Below are 18,581 nucleotides of genomic sequence, written 5' to 3'. Positions count from 1 at the left end.
CCGGTCGGTCGCCCGCCCCCTTCGGCTCTCCCGCATGAGGCCCCGGCCGCAGCGGTCACCGCCCGGCCCGGCCCTCGTCCGATGCGGGCCGCGGGCCGTCAGGCCTTGCGCTGCTCCGCCGCGGCCTCCTTGGCCTCCCACTCCGCGATCACGTCGATCGGCGGCGGGGCCTTCGCCAGGAAGAGCCAGGTGAAGTACACCGCCAGCACCATCGGCGGGAGTTTCAGCGCGATCAGGACCCAGCCCAACTGCGTGGCGTCGCCCCACCAGTAGATCGGGAAGAGGATCGCGTACTTGGCCAGGAAGATGATGCCCCAGGCCAGACTGGCCTTCGTGTAGGCCTTCTTGCGGCCGGGGTTGCGGGTGCGCCAGGACAGGTTCTCCTTGAACACCGGCCCCAGGATCACGCCGAGCAGCGGGAAGCCCACCAGCGCCGACACCGTGAAGGCGACACCCAGGCCGACCCCGTAGATCATGCCCGGCAGGTAGAAGCCCTTGGCGCTGCCCGTGAAGAGGGCGAAGGCCACGCCCACGCCCACGCCGAAGACACCGCTGAAGGCGTGCTTGACCGTGTCCCGGCGCAGCAGCCGCACGATCACGAGCAGGACCGCGACGGCGCCCGCCGCGATGGCGGACATCTTCACGTCCTTGTTGATCGTGTAGATCATCACGAACAGCAGTCCGGGCAGCATCGTCTCCACGGTGCCCCGGATGCCCCCGAAGGCGTCGAAGAGCGCCGCCTGCGTCACCGCCTTCTGGTCCTCCGAAGGCGCGGCGCCGGGTTCTGGCGTGGTCGGTTTGTCGAGTGACGTCACCGGTTACTGCTCCTGTCCGAGCGGTCGGAGTTCGTACTTCGGGTTGAAGAGCACCCGACGGCCGTGGCTCATGGAAATGCGTCCGGAGGCGATCATGCGTCGGCCGGGCTCGATTCCCACGATCGAGCGACGCCCGAGCCAGACCACGTCCAGTGCGGCCGAGCCGTCGAACAGCTCCGCCTCCAGGGCGGGGACGCCCGCCCTCGGCCGCAGGGTGACCGTACGCAGCGTCCCGGTCACCTTGACTATCTGGCGGTCGTGGCAGTCGCAGATCCGCGTGCAGCCCGCGGCCTCTGCGTCCTCCTGCAGCTCCGCCGAATGCAGCTCCTCCTGCGAGGTCGACAGCCGCTCTATCATCCGGCGGAACCGGCCCGCCGGCCTCACCGGCTTCGCGGGCTTCTCGGGACGCGGTTCAGCACTCATACAGGAAGCGTACCGGCGCCCCCACTACCTCTCGAAGCGGTATCCCATGCCCGGTTCGGTGATGAAGTGCCGCGGATGCGAGGGGTCGGCCTCCAGCTTGCGGCGCAGCTGCGCCATGTAGACCCGCAGGTAGTTCGTCTCGGTTCCGTACGAAGGGCCCCAGACCTCCTGCAGCAGCTGCTTCTGGCTGACCAGCCTGCCGCCGTTGCGGACGAGGACCTCCAGCAGGTGCCATTCCGTGGGTGTGAGCCGTACGTCCCGGCCCGCGCGGACGGCCTTCTTCGCCGCCAGGTCCACCGTGAAGCCGGCCGTCTCCACGACGACCTCGCCCTCGCCGGTACCGGCGGCGGGCTCGGCCCGTCGTACGGCCGCGCGCAGCCGGGCCAGCAGCTCGTCCATGCCGAAGGGCTTGGTGACGTAGTCGTCGGCCCCCGCGTCCAGGGCCTCGACCTTCTCGTCGGAGCTGTGCCGGGCGGAGAGGACCAGGATCGGCACCCGGGTCCAGCCGCGCAGCCCCCTGATCACCTCGACGCCGTCCATGTCGGGCAGCCCGAGGTCGAGGACGACCACGTCGGGGTGGCGGGCGGCCGCGAGCTCCAGGGCGCTCGCCCCGTCGGAGGCCGCGTCGACCTCGTACTTGCGCGCCTTCAGATTGATCACGAGGGCTCGGACGATCTGCGGCTCGTCCTCCACTACGAGCACCCTGGTCATCGGGGTCCTGCCTTCTGTCGCATCGGATCGCCTGTCACGGGGTCGGGGGCGGGGGCGGGACCGCCTTCGGCCCCGGCTTCGGCATCGGAATCGGAATCGGAGCGGGGGCCCGTCGGGCCGCGGCTCAGCTGCTCGCCGTCCACCGTGACCGGCCCCGGCTCCCGGCCCCGGGTCACCGCGCGCAGGGTGAGCACCATGGTCAGCCCGCCCCCTGGGGTGTCCTCGGCCGCCAGGCTGCCGTCCATGGCCTCGGCGAAGCCGCGGGCGACCGCGAGCCCGAGCCCCACCCCGGCCCCGCGCGGCGCGTCCCCGTGCCGCTGGAAGGGGGCGAAGATCCGGTCCTTGGCCTCGTCCGGCACACCCGGTCCCCGGTCGACGACCCGCACCTCGACCCGGTCGCCGAGGAAGCTGGCCGCGACCAGTACGGGCGCTCCCGCCGGGCTGTACTTGACGGCGTTCTCCACCACGTTCGCCACGGTCCGCTCCAGCAGGCCGGGGTCCACGGCCACCATCGGCAGCGCCTCGGGCACGTCCAGCACCACGCTGTCCTCCGGTACGCCGCCCAGCGCCATCGGGACCACCTCGTCGAGGTCGATCTCCCGGATCAGCGGGGTGACGGTACCGGTCTGGAGCCGGGACATGTCCAGCAGGTTGTCGACCAGGTGGTCGAGCCGGTCGGCACCGGCCTCGATGCCCTCCAGGAGTTCGGCGCGGTCCTCCTCGGACCACTCCACGTCGTCGGAGCGCAGCGAGGTGACCGAGGCCTTGATGGAGGCCAGCGGGGTCCGCAGGTCGTGGCTGACGGCGGCCAGCAGCGCGGTCCGGATCCGGTTGCCCTCCGCCATCCGGCGGGCCTCCTCGGCCTCTCCGACCAGGCGCTGCCGGTCCAGGACCACGGCGGCCTGGGCCGCGAAGGCGCCCAGGACCCGGCGGTCCTCGGCGGGGAGCACCCGTCCGGACAGGGCCAGCGCCATATGGTCCCCGATCGGCATGTCCACGTCCGCGTCCTCGGGCCGGTCGGCGGGGTTCGGGCCCACGCCGGCGGCCCGGTTCCAGGGCTCGACGTCGTTCGCCCGCTCCAGCAGCGCCGCGGACTCCATGGCGAAGGTCTCCCGGACCCGCTCCAGCAGCGCGTCCAGCGTGGTCTCGCCGCGCAGCACGCTGCCCGCCAGGAACGAGAGGATCTCGGACTCCGCGCGCAGCCGCGCGGCCTGGTGGGTGCGCCGGGCCGCCAGGTCCACCACGGAGGCCACGGAGGCCGCGACCCAGAAGAAGACGGCGATGGCGACGATGTTGCGGGGGTCGGACACGGTGAACCGGTGCAGCGGCGGGGCGAAGTAGTAGTTCAGCAGCAGCGAGCCGACGGCGGCCGAGGCCAGGGCCGGCCAGAGGCCGCCGAGCAGGGCGGCCGCCACCGTCAGCGCCAGGAACAGCAGCATGTCGTTGGCGATGCCGGGGTCCGCGTCGATGTGCGTGAGCAGCAGGCACAGCAGGGCCGGGCACAGGACGCCCACCACCCAGCCGGCGACCAGCCGGGGCCGCCCCAGGCGGGCGGCCGAGCGGACGACGGGCAGGCCGCGCCCCCGGGCGGCCTCCTCGTGGGTGACGATGTGCACGTCGAGGTCGGGACCGGAGTCGCGGGCCACGGTCGCGCCCACGCCGGGGCCGAAGACGTACTGCCAGGGGCGGCGGCGGCTGGATCCGAGGACGATCTGGGTGGCGTTGACCCCTCGGGCGAACGCGAGGAGCGCCTCGGGGATGTTGTCGCCGATCACGTGGTGGAACGTTCCGCCGAGGTCCTCGACGAGCGTCCGCTGGACCGCGAGCTCCTTGGGCGAGGCGGCGGTGAGCCCGTCGCTGCGGGCGATGTACACGGCCAGGATCTCGCTGCCCGAGCCCTTGGCCGCCACCCGGGAGGCCCGGCGGATGAGCGTACGTCCCTCCGGCCCGCCGGTGAGCCCGACGACGATCCGCTCCCGGGCCTGCCAGGTGGACCGGATCCCGTGCTCGCCGCGGTACTGCTGGAGGTACTCGTCGGCCCGGTCGGCCACCCACAGCAGCGCGAGCTCGCGCAGGGCGGTCAGGTTCCCGGGGCGGAAGTAGTTGGAGAGGGCCGCGTCGACCTTGTCCGGCTTGTATATGTTCCCGTGCGCCATCCGGCGCCGCAGGGCCTGCGGGGACATGTCGACGAGCTCGACCTGGTCGGCCCGCCGGACCACCTCGTCCGGCACCGTCTCGCGCTGCCGCACCCCGGTGATCGCCTCGACGACGTCCCCGAGGGACTCCAGGTGCTGGATGTTGACGGTGGACACCACGTCGATGCCGGCCCGCAGCAGTTCCTCGACGTCCTGCCACCGCTTGGCGTTGCGCGAGCCGGGCACGTTGGTGTGCGCCAGCTCGTCCACGAGCGCTATGGCCGGCCGGCGGGCGAGGAGCGCGTCCACGTCCATCTCGGTGAAGGCCGCGTCCCGGTACGCCAGCTCCTTGCGCTCGACCTGTTCCAAGCCGTGCAGCATGACCTCGGTGCGCGGCCGGTCGTGGTGCTCGACGAAGCCGACGACGCAGTCGGCGCCGCGCTCCACCCTGCGGTGGCCCTCGGAGAGCATCGCGTAGGTCTTGCCCACACCGGGCGCCGCGCCGAGATAGATCCTGAGCTTGCCGCGTCCCATGCGCCCATTCTCGGCGACGGCCGCGCCGCCCACGCACCGGTGGGGCACTGCGCGGCCATCCCTGACGGATCCCTGACGCGCCCGCGCGAAATCCGGTGGGCCCCACCCGAAGGGGGTGGGGCCCACCGGCCGAAAGCGGGGGTCCGGCGTCCCGGGCCCGCCCTGCGGCGGGATCCGGGACGGGACGGGGGGGGGAGGTCAGCGGACCTCGGTGATCTCCGGGCCGCGCTCCAGCTGGCCCATGCCGCCGCCGAAGCGGGAGCCTTCCTGGTCCTCCGTCTGCACGCCGTCCGGCACCATCTGGGCGTCGTTGGGCAGCTTCAGGACGATCGGGTCGCGGGGAGCCATCGGGCCGTCGCCGCGCAGGACGACGGTCTCCCGGAAGATCTGCTCCAGTACGCCCGCCGACTCGGGGCGCACCGCGCCCTGGCCGGAGATGACGCCCCGGAGGAACCAGCGCGGGCCGTCGACGCCGACGAAGCGGACCAGCTGGGCGCCGGTCTGTCCGTCCGGGAGCGGTACGGGGACCTGGGCGCGGAGCTCCCAGCCCAGTGCGCCCTGCACCTCGTCGATGATGCCGCCCTGCTGGGTGATGCCGGAGGCGATCTCCTCGCGGACCTCGCCCCAGATGCCTTCCTTCTTGGGTGCGGCGAAGGCCTGCAGCTGCACCGCGCTGTCGCCCAGGACGACGGTGGCGGCGACGATCGCGTCACCGGCGACCTCGACGCGCAGCTCCATGCCCTCGACGCCGGGGACGAGGATGCCGCCCAGGTCGACCCGGCCCTCGGCCGGGTTGCCGGGCACCTCTGAGATGTCCCAGGGGCCGTCGGGACGGGGGGCCGGCGGCAGGTTCACGCGGCGCGGTGCGGCGGAGTCGTCCCGCTGCCCGGCGTCGTCGAGCTCGTCGGCGCCGACGCCGTCAACGACCTGCTCGGCCGCGCCGCCGTCCCTGGCGGAGTCGTTCTTCTTGCGACGTCCGAACACGTCACTGTCCTTCCCGGTCGGTTACGACCGAAGCGTAGCCATTCCCACCCTGCTGACCAGCGCCGGATCCGGCCACGGCCGCATGACCGCCGGTGGAGCCGAAACCCCCCTCGGCCCGGGCCGAGCCGGGAAGTTCCGCCACCTCGTGGAAGCGCACCTTCTCGACCCGCTGGACAACCAGCTGGGCAATGCGGTCGAAACGCTCGAACCGGACGCTCTCGCGAGGGTCGAGATTGACCACGATCACCTTGATCTCCCCACGGTACCCGGCATCCACCGTCCCGGGGGCATTCACGAGCGCGAGCCCGCACCGGGCGGCCAGGCCCGAGCGCGGGTGCACGAACGCCGCGTACCCGTCGGGCAGCGCGACGGACACCCCGGTGGGGAGCACCGTGCGCTCGCCGGGCGCCAACTCGGCGGCCTCGGTGGTCACCAGGTCGCAGCCGGCGTCGCCGGGGTGGCCGTAGGCCGGAATCGGAACGTCCGGGTCGATGCGGCGGATCAGCACGTCGACGTCGTGACGCGGGCCGTTGCTGTTGTGGGACATCAGGGGTTCACCTCGAAGGCGCGTGCGCGCCTGACCTGGTCCGGGTCGGCCATCGCCGCCCGGATCTCCTCGGGCCGTCCGTTGTCGATGAAGTGGTCGACCTTCACCTCTATGAAGAGGGCGTCGCCGCGCAGTGCGACCGGGCCCTGCGGGCCGCCCGTGCGACCCACCGCCGTGCAGTAGATCTTCCGGCCGGCCACCGCGGTGACCTCGGCCTCCAGGTACAGCACGGTGTCCACGGGGACGGGCCGGACGAAGTCCGTCTCCAGCCGCCCGGTGACGGCGATGACGCGCAGCAGCCAGTTCAGGGAGCCCAGCGTCTCGTCGAGGGCGGTGGCGAGCACGCCGCCGTGCGCGAGGCCGGGGGCGCCCTGGTGCGCCGCCTTGACGGTGAACTCGGCGGTGACGCGCACGCCCTCGCCCGCCCGCGCCTCCAGGTGGAGTCCGTGCGGCTGGCCCCCGCCGCAGCCGAAGCAGTGCTCGTAGTGCGCACCGAGGAGCTCGCCGGGCGCCGGGGCGTCGGGATGCCTGACCGGCGCGGCGGCGTCGGCCGGGGGCGTCAACGCTGTGTTTCGTCCACTCACAGCCGCAGACCTTACCCGCGCGGCTACCCGCCGGTCGCCCCGTGGCAGGCTTGGCGGTATGCAGCCCTCCCCCGCGCACCACGACGAACGCCTGACCGCCCCCGGCTCCTGGTGGGGCATCGCCGCGCTCATCGGCCTGGCGTGCGCGCTGATGCTGCTGCCGCTGGGCACCCTGCCGCTGCTGGCCGGGCTCGTCGGCGGCTCGGCGCTGGCCGGGCTGCTGGTCAGCTCGTACGGTTCCGCGCGCGTGCGCGTGGTGAACGGGGCGCTGGCCGCCGGGGACGCGCGCATCCCGGTGGCGGCGCTGGGTGAGCCCGAGGTCCTGGACGCCGAGCAGGCGCGGGCCTGGCGCACGTACAGGGCCGACACCCGCGCCTTCATGCTGATGCGCAGCTACGTGCCGACGGCGGTCCGGATCGAGGTGACCGACCCGGCCGACCCGACCCCGTACGTGTACGTCTCCACGCGCGAGCCCGAGGCCCTGCGGGCGGCGGTCATCGCGGCGAAGGGCGCGGACACGCCGTAGGGCGGGCCGGCGCGCGGCCGCGGGTCGTCCCGGGGCGGCTAGTCGGTCGTCTGCGAGGGGGGTTCCTGCCGGAGCCCCTCCAGGGCGGCGGCCACGGTGGCCTCGGGAAGGGGCTGGGAGGGGCGCTCAAGGGGCGGCAGGGCGGGGAGGGCGTCCCAGGGCACCGCACGGCTCCGCAGGTCGCCACGCACCTTCTCGGCGAGTTTGCGGGTGTCGCGGCGGTTCATGACCGCTCCGACGGCCGCGCCGATCATGAAGGGCATCAGGTTCGGCAGGTTGCGGACCATCCGCTTGGTGATCTGCTGGCGCAGTTCGCGCTTCATCTGGCCGCCGAGCGCCGCGTTCAGCGTGGTCGGCTTGGTGAGGTCGACCCCGCGCTCCTCGGTCCACGCGGTCAGGTAGGCGAAGCTGCGGTCCTTCAGACCGCCGGCCGGCCGGCGGCCGTAGACCTCGTGGAGCTCCGCGACGAGTTTGAGTTCGATGGCCGCGACGCCGGTGATCTCAGCGGCGAGTTCCGCCGGCATGGCGGGAGGGACGGGCAGCATGGCCGCCGCGCCGATGCCCGCGCCCACCGTCGAGGTGGCGTTGGCGGCGCCCGCGATCAGCTTGTCCGCGAGCTCGTCGGGGCCGAGGCCCGGGAACTGCGCGCGCAGGGTCGCGAGGTCCCGAACCGGAACGCGTGGTGCGTTCTCGATGATCCTTTCAGCGATGTACAGGGCGACGACCCTGACACTTCCGCCGCCCGTGCGTACACCGTGCTTGACGGCTTGCAGCCGACGAGCCCCGGGCCTGCGCCGGGATCCCTCGTCGGCCTCCGTGGCCGACGGCACCGCCGGAGCGGTGTCGGAGGACACGGCAGACGCCTCGATGGCGGGGTCGACGGGGGTTCCAGGACCCGTTGCCGGGTCGTGGGCTCCCACCGCCTCCGCCGAATCACCAGACTTCCGGAAGCGGAGCTTCCGAAAGGGTGTCGAGCCAGCCACGGCCGATGCCTCTCAGTCGCAGTCGCGACAGATCGGCTGACCGTTCTTCTCACGCGCAAGCTGGCTGCGGTGGTGCACCAGGAAGCAGCTCATGCAGGTGAACTCGTCCGCCTGCTTGGGCAGGACCCGGACGGCCAGCTCCTCGTTGGAGAGGTCCGCGCCGGGAAGCTCAAGGCTCTCGGCCGAGTCGAACTCGTCCATGTCGACGGACGAGGACGACTTCTCGTTGCGCCGGGCCTTCAGCTCTTCAATGCTGTCGTTGTCGACGTCGTCGTCGGTCTTGCGTGGGGTGTCGTAGTCCGTTGCCATTGTTCGCTCTCCCCCTCTGGGTGTTAGCGGTGTCTCAGCGCACGTAACGCGCGAGAGGCCGGACTTGTGCCCGACCTGAGGCGGAGATTTTGCCTCACATCAAGGTCTGTTACTCAATCGACACCCAGCCGTGCACCGGGAGGTGCGATTGGCTGGGATGACGACCGGGACCGTACACGGTCCGGGGGCCGTCTTGCACAAACGCCACCCCGTGTATTTCCCGCCATTCGGGGGGCCGGAAACCCGGACTTCCCGGGCGTTCCGGCCGCCGTGGGGTCACTGAACGCACATGGCCCGACACCCGCCCCTGTGATCGATCACACAGAGAGCGGTGCCTGCATGCGCCAACAGTTCAGCCCACAGCGAACACGGGTCGCGCGACTCACAAGGGAAGAGTGACACGCATCACGAGGCCACCGCCTTCCCGGGGCGTCGCCTGGATCCTTCCGCCGTGCGCGCGCGCCACGGAGCGCGCGATCGAGAGGCCGAGCCCGACCCCCTTGTCGCTGCCCGTGCGCTCCGTACGCAACCGCCTGAAGGGCTCGAACAGGTTGTCCACCTCGTACGCGGGAACCACGGGACCCGTGTTCGAAACCAGGAGCACCGCCTGGCCGTGCTGCGCCTCGGTGGTGACCTCGACCCAGCCGCCCTCCGCGACGTTGTACCGGACGGCGTTCTGCACCAGGTTGAGCGCGATCCGCTCCAGCAGTACGCCGTTGCCCTGGACCACGGCGGGGGCCCGCTCGCCGCGGATCTCCACGCCCTTCGCCTCGGCCTCGGCGCGGGCCTGGTCCAGAGCGCGCGAGGCCACCTCCGCCAGGTCCACGGGCTTGCGCTCCACGATCTGGTTCTCGCTGCGGGCCAGCAGCAGCAGGCCCTCGACCAGCTGCTCGCTGCGCTCGTTGGTGGCGAGCAGGGTCTTCCCGAGCTGCTGGAGCTCGACCGGGGCCCCGGGGTCCGAGAGGTGGACCTCCAGCAGCGTCCGGTTGATCGCCAGCGGCGTCCGCAGCTCGTGCGAGGCGTTCGCCACGAACCGCTGCTGAGCCGTGAAGGCCCGCTCCAGCCGCTCCAGCATCTCGTCGAAGGTGTCGGCGAGCTCCTTCAGCTCGTCGTCCGGCCCGTCCAGCTCGATCCGCCGCTTCAGGTCCGAGCCGACCACCCGGCGGGCGGTCCGGGTGATCTTGCCGAGGGGTGAGAGCACCCGGCCGGCCATCGCGTAGCCGAAGGCGAAGGCGATGATGCTCAGGCCCAGCAGGGCCATCAGCGACCGGCTGAGCAGGTCGTCCAGGGCGTGCCGGCGCTGGTCGAGGGCACACTGGCTGATCGCGGTGTAGAACTCGTCGATCGTCAGGCCGCTGCCGCTGTTGACACCGGGGCAGGTGGTGCTGGTGACCTGGACCTGGCTGCCGCCGACGATCTTGAACGGCAGGGCGTTGCCCTCCCGCAGGGCCTGCGCGGCCAGCAGGTAGATGATCGAGAGCAGCAGGATGCCCGCGATCAGGAACATCCCGCCGTACAGCAGGGTGAGCCGTATCCGGATGGTCGGCCGCAGCCAAGGGAAGGGACCCTCGGGCTGGCCGGGGTCCCAGGTCGGTTTCGGTGGCGCCGCGGGTGGCGCCGGGGTGGCTGCCATGCGTCAGATCCGGTATCCGGAGCCGGGCACGGTCACGATGACCGGCGGCTCGCCGAGCTTGCGGCGCAGCGTCATCACGGTCACCCGCACCACGTTGGTGAAGGGGTCGGTGTTCTCGTCCCAGGCCTTCTCCAGCAGCTGCTCCGCCGAGACGACGGTGCCCTCACTGCGCATGAGGACCTCCAGCACCGCGAACTCCTTGGGAGCCAGCTGCACCTCCTTACCCTCGCGGAACACCTCGCGGCGGTTCGGGTCCAGCTTGATCCCGGCGCGCTCCAGTACGGGGGGCAGGGCGACGGTGGTACGCCGGCCGAGGGCGCGCACGCGGGCGGTCAGCTCGGTGAAGGCGAAGGGCTTGGGCAGGTAGTCGTCCGCCCCCAGCTCCAGGCCCTCCACGCGGTCGCTCACGTCGCCCGAGGCGGTGAGCATCAGCACGCGGGTGGGCATGCCCAGCTCGACGATCTTCCGGCAGACGTCGTCGCCGTGCACGAGCGGAAGGTCCCGGTCGAGCACGACCACGTCGTAGTCGTTCACTCCGACGCGCTCCAGGGCCGCGGCGCCGTCGTACACGACGTCCACGGCCATGGCCTCCCGGCGCAGCCCGGTGGCCACCGCATCGGCGAGCAGCTGCTCGTCCTCGACGACGAGTACGCGCACGTCGTTTCCTTCCTTCGAGCCCAGAAGGGCACACGTGTATTGCGTCGCCCATCCTGCCCGTTTCGGCCGTAAACCGGCTGTAAGGCGGTGCTCGGAGGGCCTGGCGGGGCGGAAGTGTGGATTCCTTGGCTTCGCGAGGTTTCTGGGCCCGGAGTGCCGGGGAGGACGAGGTCACACCCCATCCACTCCCTGACGGCGGATCGCCACGCGCCGCCGTCGACCCACGAAGAGGGGGCGAACCCACCATGGACGCATTCACCGCGGGTCTCCTGCAGCGCATCAGGACCACGCAGTCGGACCTCAGGCAGGCCCGCGAGGCGGGCGACGACTTCCTCGCGGAAGTGGAGCTGGCTGAGCTGGAGGACCTGCAGCGCCTCGCCGCCGAGCACGGGGTACCGGTCTCCGTTCCCGTGCCGGCCCTCTGAATCCTCTGAATCCCACCCCCGGGACCTCCACGCCGGACCCCGGCCGCCCTCGGGCGCCCGGGGTCCCGTCATGTCCGCGCACCCGCGCATCCGCCCGCGGCGCACGAGCCGACGCCCCGCGTCCTGCGTCCGGGGTCCGACGCCCGGCGACCGACGCCCCGCGTCCGGCGTCAGTCGTGCCAGGCGCCGGCCTCCTCCAGCAGCGGCTGGAGGGAGGCGAAGACCGCCGGGCTCGCCGCCACGGCGAGCTCCCCCGACGCCGGCTCGCCCGGGCGGCCGCCGGTCAGGGCGCCCGCCTCGCGGGCGATCAGCTCCCCCGCCGCCAGGTCCCACGGGTTGAGGCCCCGCTCGTAGTACCCGTCGAGCCGGCCCGCGGCCACGTCGCACAGGTCCAGCGCCGCCGACCCGCCGCGCCGGATGTCCCGCACCATCGGGATGACCCGCCGCGCGACCTCGGCCTGCTGGACCCGCCGGGCCTGGACGTACGCGAAGCCGGTCCCGATCAGCGCCTGGTCCAGCGGCGCGCCGGCCCGGCAGGCGAGGCGCCGCCCGCCCGTCCACGCCCCGCCGCCGCGCACCGCGTGGTACGTCTCGCCGCGCATCGGCGCCGCGACCACGCCCACCACCGTCTCGCCCCGGAACTCGGCCGCGATCGACACACCCCAGCTCGGCAGGCCGTAGAGGTAGTTCACGGTGCCGTCGAGCGGGTCGACGACCCAGCGCACCCCGCTCGTTCCCGGCACGTCGGCGCCCTCCTCGCCGAGCAGCCCGTCCCCGGGCCGGCGCTCCGCGAGGAAGCCGGTGATCAGCTTCTCCGCCGCGATGTCCATCTCGGTCACCACGTCGATGGGGCTGCTCTTCGTCGCCGCCACGGCCAGATCGGCCGGCCTGCCGTCACGGAGCAGGGCGCCCGCCCGCCGGGCGGCCTCCAGTCCCGCGGCGAGCAGTTCCGCCATCAGTTCCCCGGACGGCTCTTCGGACATGGCTTCGGACACTTCTTCGCAGTTCAAGCTCCCGCTCCCCACGTGTACGGACTGTCCGCGCCGGCGGCCGCCGGCCGGGGCGCCCGCGCCGGGCAGCAGCCCACGGCGCACAGGTCGTGGCTCGCGCCCAGGGTGCCGAGCCAGCACGGTTCGGCGGCCTCGCCGCGCTCCGTGGCGGCCCGCTCCAGCACGAGGTCCCGTACCGCCGCGGCGAACCGCGGGTCGGCGCCCACGGTCGCGGACCGGGCCACGGGCAGGCCCAGCTCCGCGGCCTTCGCGGTGGCCTCGGTGTCGAGGTCGTAGAGGACCTCCATGTGGTCGGAGACGAAGCCGATGGGCACCATGACCACCGCGGGCGCGCCGGCCCCGTGGAGGGCCTCCAGGTGCTCGCAGATGTCCGGTTCCAGCCAGGGGATGTGCGGGGCGCCGCTGCGGGACTGGTAGACGAGCCGCCAGGGGTGCGTCCGGCCGGTACCCGCGGTCACGGCGTCCGCGATCACCCGCGCGACGTCGAGGTGCTGCTTGACGTACGCGCCGCCCGCGCCGTCGGCCGTGTGGTCCTCGACCGGGCCGGAGGTGTCCGCGGCGGCGGTCGGGATGGAGTGCGTGGTGAAGGCCAGGTGCGCGCCGGCCCGGACGTCCTCGGGCAGCGCGGCGAGCGCGGTCAGCACTCCGTCGATCATGGGTTCGACGAAGCCGGGGTGGTTGAAGTAGTGCCGCAGCTTGTCCACGCGCGGCGGCTCCAGCCCCTCCTCGGCGAGCGCGGCCAGCGCGTCGGCCAGGTTCTCGCGGTACTGCCGGCAGCCCGAGTACGAGGCGTACGCGCTGGTGGCCAGGACGGCGATGCGGCGCCGGCCGTCGCGGACCATCTCCCGCAGCACGTCGGTCAGGTACGGGGCCCAGTTGCGGTTGCCCCAGTAGACCGGCAGGTCGAGGCCGTGCCCGGCGAAGTCCTCGCGCAGGGCCTCCAGCAGCTCGCGGTTCTGCGCGTTGATCGGGCTGACCCCGCCGAAGCCGAAGTAGTGCTGCCCGACCTCCTTGAGCCGCTCGCGCGGGATGCCCCGGCCGCGCGTGACGTTCTCCAGGAACGGCACCACGTCGTCGGGTCCCTCGGGGCCGCCGAAGGAGAGCAGCAGCAGGGCGTCGTACGGGGCGGCGGGTCCGCCGGCGGGCGGGATGAGCTGGTCTGACATGCCTCGAATCCTGCCACCCGGCGCCGCCGGCCGAGAAGCGGCCCGGCCGCTCGCACACCTCCCACCACGGGTAAGGTGACCCTAAGTTCCACCACCCGGAGCTTTCCCCGTGCGGGTGCCCCGAGGGCGGTCGTAACCTGTATGGGCCGATGACGTCCCTTACGGAGGGCCCCCCTTGCCCAGTCCCTACCGCGCGATCTTCGCGGCTCCCGGAACCAAGGGGTTCAGCGCCGCCGGCCTGATCGGCCGCCTGCCGATATCGATGGTCGGCGTCGGCATCCTCACGATGATCTCCGAGATCACCGGTCGCTACGCGATGGCGAGCGCGCTCACCGGCACCCTGGCGCTGGCCGCCGCGGTGATCGGCCCGCAGGTCTCCCGCCTGGTGGACCAGTACGGCCAGCGCCGCGTCCTGCGCCCCGCCACCCTGGTCTCCGTCGCCGCGGTCACCGGACTGCTGCTGGCCGCCTCGTACGGCCTGCCGGACTGGACGCTCTTCGTGTGCGCCGCGGTCGCCGGCTGCGTGCCGAGCGTCGGCTCGATGGTCCGCGCCCGGTGGACCGTGATCTACCGGGACTCCCCGCGCGAGCTGCACACCGCCTACTCCTTCGAGTCGGTGGTCGACGAGGTCTGCTTCATCTTCGGCCCGATCATCGCCATCGGGCTGTCCACCACCTGGTTCCCCGAGGCCGGTCCGCTGATCGCCGCCGTCTGCCTGATGGTCGGCGTGTGGCTGCTCACCGCGCAGAAGTCCACCGAGCCCGCGCCGCACCCGCGCGACGAGCACTCGGACCGCACCTCGGCCCTGCGCTCCCCCGGCCTGCAGGTACTGACGGCCACGTTCGTAGCGACCGGCGCGATCTTCGGCTCCATCGACGTGGCCACCCTCGCCTTCGCCGACGAGCGCGGAAGCAAGTCCTCCGCGAGTCTCGTCCTCGCCGTCTGGGCCCTCGGCTCCTGCCTCGCCGGCATCGCCTTCGGGCTGCTGCATCTCAAGGGCCGGACCGAACGCCGCTGGGTACTGGGCGTATGTGCGATGGCCGTGAGTATGATCCCCCTCCTACTGGCCGGGAACCTGCCGTTCCTGGCCGTGGCGCTCTTCGTCTCGGGCCTCGCCATCGCTCCCACGATGATCACCACGATGGCCCTGATCGAGGCGCACGTATCGCACGCGAAGCTGACCGAGGGCATGACATGGATCAGCACCGGCCTCGCGGTCGGTGTCGCGCTGGGGTCCTCCGTGACCGGCTGGGTCGTCGACGCCGCCGGAGCGCGGACCGGGTACGTCGTCTCCATCTCGGCGGGGGTCGCCGCGGCCGTGGTGGCGTTCGCGGGATACCGCCGGCTGACGATGCCGGCGCAAGGGGAGGAGCCAGCAACCGATGGGGACGGCGACAGCACGGAAGAGCAGCGGGGAACCGACCGCGTGGCGTAACTGGGCGGGCAACATCACGGCCACGCCCGCACGCGTGGTGACCCCGGCCTCGGTCGGGGAGCTTCAGGAGGTGGTCCGCCGGGCCGCCGCGCAGGGCCTGCGGGTGAAGGCGGTCGGCACCGGCCACTCCTTCACCGCGGCCGCCGCCACGGACGGGGTGCTCGTACGCCCCCAGGCGCTGGCCGGCATCCGGGAGGTCGACCGGGCCGCCGGCACGGTCACCGTGGCGGCGGGGACGGTGCTGAAGGACCTGAACCGGGCCCTGGCGGCGCGGGGCCTCTCGCTCACCAACATGGGCGACATCATGGAGCAGACGGTCTCCGGCGCCACCAGCACGGGGACCCACGGCACCGGCCGCGACTCCGCCTCCATCGCCGCGCAGATCCGCGGCCTGGAGCTCGTCACCGCCGACGGCCGGCTGCTCACCTGCTCCGAGAAGGAGAACCCCGAGGTCTTCGCGGCGGCCCGGCTGGGCATCGGCGCGCTGGGCGTCGTCACCGCGATCACCCTCGCGGTGGAGCCCCTCTTCTTCCTGACCGCCCGTGAGGAGCCGATGGCCTTCGACCGGGTGGCCGCGGAGTTCGACGAGCACGTCGCGGAGAACGAGCACTTCGAGTTCTACTGGTTCCCCCACACGGGCAACTGCAACACCAAGCGCAACAACCGCAGCCAGGGCCCGGCCGCCCCGCCCGGCCCGTTCAGCGCCTGGGTCGAGGACGAGCTGCTGTCCAACGGCCTGTTCCAGGCGGCCAACTCCCTGGGCCGCGCCGTCCCGGCCGCCATACCCTCCATCGCCCGCGTCGCCAGCCGCGCGCTGTCCGCGCGGACGTACACCGACATCCCGTACAAGGTGTTCACCAGCCCGCGCCGGGTGCGGTTCGTGGAGATGGAGTACGCCCTTCCGCGCGAGCGGGTGGTCGAGGCCCTGCGGGAGCTGAAGGCGGCGGTCGAGCGCTCCGGGCTGCGGATCAGCTTCCCGGTGGAGGTACGGACGGCTCCGGCGGACGACATCACGCTGTCCACCGCCTCCGGCCGCGAGACGGCGTACATCGCGGTCCACATGTACCGGGGCACCCCGTACCAGGCCTACTTCACCGCGGCGGAGCGGATCTTCACCGCCCACGGCGGGCGGCCGCACTGGGGCAAGGTGCACACCCGGGACGCCGAGTACCTGGCCGGGGTCTACCCGCGCTTCGGGGAGTTCACCGGTCTGCGGGACCGGCTGGACCCGGACCGGGTGTTCGGCAACGACTACCTGCGGCGGGTCCTGGGCGACTGACCGCGATCGGCCGACCCGGCCCCGGCGGCTAGTCAGCCGCCCCGTCCGACCGGCCGGCCCCGTTCCCGGCCGACGGCGGGGCGGCCGGGGTGCCGGAGGGCGACGGTCCTGCGGTCGGCGGGTCCGAGGGGCTCGGCGTCGCGGGCGCGGTCGGGGTCGGGGTCGTCCCCGGACCGGGGCCCGTGGACGGCGGGCCGCTCGGCTCGGGGCCGCGGCCGTCGCCCCGCGGCGAACCCGAGGGGCGCGGTGAGGGCTGCGGGCCGGGCGTCCCGCCCTTCTCCCCGGCGCCCCCGCCCGGTTCGCGCGCGGGCGGGTCGGGCCGGTGGTCGGGCGCCTTGCGGGTGCCGCCGGACAGCACGGTGGCGCCGTCGGCGCTGACCGAGGTGCCCGCGACCGCCTCGTACGCCCCGATGCCGCCGATCGCCAGCGCGAAGGCCAGCCCCGCGGCCGCGGCCGTACGCCTGTGGCCGCGTACCCGGGTGCCGTGGACCGTGGCCGCGCCGAACCCCTCGGGGGGCCGGACCTGACGCGGCGCCACCGCGCCCTCGCCGGGGGGCCGGACGGGAGCGTCGCCGGTGGCCGGCCGGCCACCGGACCGCAGCACCCCGCGCAACCGGTCGCCGCTGCTGCGGAAGACGTGCTGGATGACGGGTCCCCCGGCGGTGGCGACCACGCTCACGACTCCGGCGCCCAGGATGGTCCCGTAGACGCCCATCCGCGAGGCGAGCAGCGCCGCGGCGACGGTGGCCAGGGAGCTGCCGCCGACCTGAGCCGCGCTCAGTTCCAGCTTCTTCTTCTCCGGTTCGGCGTCCCGCCGCTCCGGTCCGGCGTCCCGCGTCGTCCTGTGGCCCATCCCCATCTCCTGCGTGCCCTGCCCCTCGCGTGTCGGCGCTCTCAGCAGTTACTGACACCCGAGCGAAACGATTAGTTCCGTTTCTGTGGATTCTGTGAAGCAGGACACCTGGAATCAGACACTTGCGCAGGTGGAGCCGGGCAGCGGGCAGGCCAACTCCCGCCGTCCGGGAGAACTTCGGCGGCGCGGCGGTCCACCCGGGTGGCCCGAATGGAGTACTGTGGCGAGCCCTGGGGCCGTCCTTCCTTACGGATGTCCGGACCCAGGAGAGGGGGCCGGCTGATGGAAAACGGCGCTCAAGACCGGTGATGCCGCGGTATTGCACGGGCTCCTGCTGCGCACAGTAACCGCTCGGTCACTGTGCGTGCCCAACAGGTAACCGTGCCATAACGGCGATCAAGGGCGCATGCCCGACACGCCGGTTTAACTCGGCAAGGTTGTGGCAGGCTGCACCCGGGCAGGCCACACTCGACTAGCGGAAGCAGCGACGCACGTGACGTCGGCAGGCACCACCCGGGAGGTCCCCATGCCCGAACTGCGTGTCGTGGCCGTCTCAAATGACGGCACACGACTGGTGCTCAAGGCTGGGGACAGCACGGAGTACACGCTTCCGATCGACGAGCGGCTGCGGGCTGCCGTGCGCAACGACCGCGCGCGCCTGAACCAGATCGAGATCGAGGTCGAGAGCCACCTCCGCCCCCGCGACATCCAGGCCCGCATACGGGCCGGTGCCTCCGCGGAGGAGGTCGCGCAGCTCGCCGGCATCCCCGTCGACCGCGTACGCCGTTTCGAGGGCCCCGTGCTCGCCGAGCGCGCGTTCATGGCGGAGCGGGCGCGCAAGACTCCGGTACGCCGCCCCGGCGAGAACACCGGCCCCCAGCTCGGCGAGGCCGTGCAGGAGCGGCTGACCCTGCGCGGGGCCGAGAAGGAGTCCGTGCAGTGGGACTCCTGGCGCCGCGACGACGGGACCTGGGAGGTCCTGCTCGTCTACCTGGTCGCCGGCGAGCCGCACTCGGCGAGTTGGACCTACGACCCGCCGCGCCGGCTGGTCGTGGCGGTCGACGACGAGGCCCGCTCCCTGATCGGCGAGTCGGACGACCTGCCCGCGACCCCGGAGCCGAGTTTCCCGTTCGTACCGAGGATCGCGCGGCTGCCGCGCGACCGACCGCTGGACCGCGCCCTCGACCGGCAGCTGGAACGGCCCGCCCCGCCGGCCCCCGATCCGGAGGAGGAGCGGGACACCCTGACCAGCCTGCTGGAGGCCGTCCCGAACTTCCGCGGCGACATGGTCGTGCCGGACCGCACGGACGTGCCCGTGGAGGAGCCGGAGGCGGAGGAGCCGCCGGCCCCGGCCGCCTCGGCGGGCGCGGGCTCCGCGTACGCCGACGTCCTGATGCCCCGCACGGTGGCGGGCCACCGCGACCGGCTGACGGGCACCACCGACCGGCAGGCCGAGGCCGACGGGGTGCGACCGGGGCGCCGCGCGGCGGTGCCCAGCTGGGACGAGATCGTCTTCGGCACCCGGCGCAAGAAGCAGGAGTAGGCGAGAGGCGGCGCGGGAGGCGCCACCGC

General features: G+C 72.9%; 19 protein-coding genes. 5 read left to right on the top strand and 14 right to left on the bottom strand.

What is annotated here, in order from left to right; all coding sequences use genetic code 11:
- Positions 1 to 98: 98 nt before the first annotated feature.
- The 7 genes from ACFWUQ_RS27385 to ACFWUQ_RS27355 form a co-directional block, all read right to left on the bottom strand.
- Positions 99 to 815 (bottom strand): DUF3159 domain-containing protein, encoded by a 717-nt coding sequence (locus ACFWUQ_RS27385; RefSeq protein ID WP_384543258.1) that lies wholly within the window; start codon positions 813 to 815, stop codon positions 99 to 101.
- Between the two features lie 3 nt (positions 816 to 818).
- A complete protein-coding gene (locus tag ACFWUQ_RS27380; RefSeq protein ID WP_384543255.1) occupies positions 819 to 1,238 on the bottom strand; it encodes an OB-fold nucleic acid binding domain-containing protein in 420 nt (139 codons plus the stop codon).
- 24 nt (positions 1,239 to 1,262) lie between these two features.
- Complete coding sequence (locus tag ACFWUQ_RS27375) at positions 1,263 to 1,949, bottom strand: response regulator (RefSeq protein ID WP_384543253.1); 687 nt, start codon at positions 1,947 to 1,949, stop codon at positions 1,263 to 1,265.
- Positions 1,946 to 4,618 carry a DUF4118 domain-containing protein gene (locus tag ACFWUQ_RS27370; RefSeq protein WP_384543250.1) on the bottom strand — a complete coding sequence of 891 codons (2,673 nt, stop codon included), beginning with the start codon at positions 4,616 to 4,618 and terminating at the stop codon, positions 1,946 to 1,948. Before ACFWUQ_RS27370 ends, ACFWUQ_RS27375 begins: the two co-directional genes overlap by 4 nt.
- Positions 4,619 to 4,816: 198 nt before the next feature.
- Positions 4,817 to 5,602, bottom strand: coding sequence for a DUF3710 domain-containing protein (locus tag ACFWUQ_RS27365; RefSeq protein WP_384543247.1), 786 nt, complete (start codon positions 5,600 to 5,602; stop codon positions 4,817 to 4,819).
- 1 nt (position 5,603) lies between these two features.
- The gene (gene dut, locus ACFWUQ_RS27360) at positions 5,604 to 6,149 is read right to left on the bottom strand and encodes a dUTP diphosphatase (protein WP_384543244.1); all 546 of its coding nucleotides are present in this window, start codon (positions 6,147 to 6,149) and stop codon (positions 5,604 to 5,606) included.
- Positions 6,149 to 6,733 carry a PaaI family thioesterase gene (locus tag ACFWUQ_RS27355; protein ID WP_384543242.1) on the bottom strand — a complete coding sequence of 195 codons (585 nt, stop codon included), beginning with the start codon at positions 6,731 to 6,733 and terminating at the stop codon, positions 6,149 to 6,151. Before ACFWUQ_RS27355 ends, dut begins: the two co-directional genes overlap by 1 nt.
- Before the next feature lie 58 nt (positions 6,734 to 6,791).
- Here ACFWUQ_RS27355 and ACFWUQ_RS27350 point away from each other — a divergent pair, with 58 nt between their 5' ends.
- Positions 6,792 to 7,259 carry a DUF3093 domain-containing protein gene (locus ACFWUQ_RS27350; RefSeq protein ID WP_384543240.1) on the top strand — a complete coding sequence of 156 codons (468 nt, stop codon included), beginning with the start codon at positions 6,792 to 6,794 and terminating at the stop codon, positions 7,257 to 7,259.
- A 38-nt stretch (positions 7,260 to 7,297) separates the two neighbouring features.
- Here the strand turns inward: ACFWUQ_RS27350 and ACFWUQ_RS27345 are convergent, their stop codons facing one another.
- The 4 genes from ACFWUQ_RS27345 to ACFWUQ_RS27330 form a co-directional block, all read right to left on the bottom strand.
- Positions 7,298 to 8,242, bottom strand: coding sequence for a hypothetical protein (locus ACFWUQ_RS27345; protein ID WP_384543238.1), 945 nt, complete (start codon positions 8,240 to 8,242; stop codon positions 7,298 to 7,300).
- Between the two features lie 12 nt (positions 8,243 to 8,254).
- On the bottom strand, positions 8,255 to 8,551 hold the full coding sequence (locus ACFWUQ_RS27340) for a DUF4193 domain-containing protein (protein WP_030036261.1): 297 nt from the start codon (positions 8,549 to 8,551) through the stop codon (positions 8,255 to 8,257).
- 382 nt (positions 8,552 to 8,933) lie between these two features.
- Complete coding sequence (locus tag ACFWUQ_RS27335) at positions 8,934 to 10,184, bottom strand: sensor histidine kinase (protein WP_384543235.1); 1,251 nt, start codon at positions 10,182 to 10,184, stop codon at positions 8,934 to 8,936.
- Positions 10,185 to 10,187: 3 nt separating this feature from the next.
- Positions 10,188 to 10,841, bottom strand: coding sequence for a response regulator transcription factor (locus ACFWUQ_RS27330; RefSeq protein WP_030008767.1), 654 nt, complete (start codon positions 10,839 to 10,841; stop codon positions 10,188 to 10,190).
- A gap of 245 nt (positions 10,842 to 11,086) precedes the next feature.
- Between ACFWUQ_RS27330 and ACFWUQ_RS27325 the strand changes: the two genes are divergently transcribed.
- Positions 11,087 to 11,266 carry a hypothetical protein gene (locus ACFWUQ_RS27325; protein ID WP_384543233.1) on the top strand — a complete coding sequence of 60 codons (180 nt, stop codon included), beginning with the start codon at positions 11,087 to 11,089 and terminating at the stop codon, positions 11,264 to 11,266.
- A 170-nt stretch (positions 11,267 to 11,436) separates the two neighbouring features.
- Here ACFWUQ_RS27325 and ACFWUQ_RS27320 read toward each other — a convergent pair whose 3' ends face one another.
- Together ACFWUQ_RS27320 and ACFWUQ_RS27315 are read right to left on the bottom strand one after the other, a co-directional pair.
- Positions 11,437 to 12,249 carry an inositol monophosphatase family protein gene (locus ACFWUQ_RS27320; protein ID WP_384543231.1) on the bottom strand — a complete coding sequence of 271 codons (813 nt, stop codon included), beginning with the start codon at positions 12,247 to 12,249 and terminating at the stop codon, positions 11,437 to 11,439.
- A gap of 23 nt (positions 12,250 to 12,272) precedes the next feature.
- Positions 12,273 to 13,442: a ferrochelatase gene (locus ACFWUQ_RS27315; protein ID WP_384543228.1), complete on the bottom strand. Its 1,170-nt coding sequence runs from the start codon at positions 13,440 to 13,442 to the stop codon at positions 12,273 to 12,275.
- Between the two features lie 175 nt (positions 13,443 to 13,617).
- On the opposite strand from ACFWUQ_RS27315, the gene ACFWUQ_RS27310 reads away from it, so the two are divergent.
- The gene (locus tag ACFWUQ_RS27310; RefSeq protein WP_384543225.1) at positions 13,618 to 14,877 is read left to right on the top strand and encodes an MFS transporter; all 1,260 of its coding nucleotides are present in this window, start codon (positions 13,618 to 13,620) and stop codon (positions 14,875 to 14,877) included.
- On the top strand, positions 14,825 to 16,156 hold the full coding sequence (locus ACFWUQ_RS27305) for a D-arabinono-1,4-lactone oxidase (RefSeq protein WP_384543223.1): 1,332 nt from the start codon (positions 14,825 to 14,827) through the stop codon (positions 16,154 to 16,156). The genes ACFWUQ_RS27310 and ACFWUQ_RS27305 overlap by 53 nt, the downstream gene beginning before the upstream one ends.
- 28 nt (positions 16,157 to 16,184) lie before the next feature.
- Here the strand turns inward: ACFWUQ_RS27305 and ACFWUQ_RS27300 are convergent, their stop codons facing one another.
- Complete coding sequence (locus ACFWUQ_RS27300; protein ID WP_384543220.1) at positions 16,185 to 17,009, bottom strand: hypothetical protein; 825 nt, start codon at positions 17,007 to 17,009, stop codon at positions 16,185 to 16,187.
- 493 nt (positions 17,010 to 17,502) lie between these two features.
- Here ACFWUQ_RS27300 and sepH point away from each other — a divergent pair, with 493 nt between their 5' ends.
- The gene (sepH, locus tag ACFWUQ_RS27295) at positions 17,503 to 18,552 is read left to right on the top strand and encodes a septation protein SepH (RefSeq protein ID WP_384543217.1); all 1,050 of its coding nucleotides are present in this window, start codon (positions 17,503 to 17,505) and stop codon (positions 18,550 to 18,552) included.
- Positions 18,553 to 18,581: the final 29 nt, after the last annotated feature.

It is taken from the genome of Streptomyces sp. NPDC058662 (assembly GCF_042716255.1).
Classification (GTDB): domain Bacteria; phylum Actinomycetota; class Actinomycetes; order Streptomycetales; family Streptomycetaceae; genus Streptomyces.
Note: the sequence above shows the minus strand (reverse complement) of the source record. Positions and strands in the feature narration are given on the sequence as shown.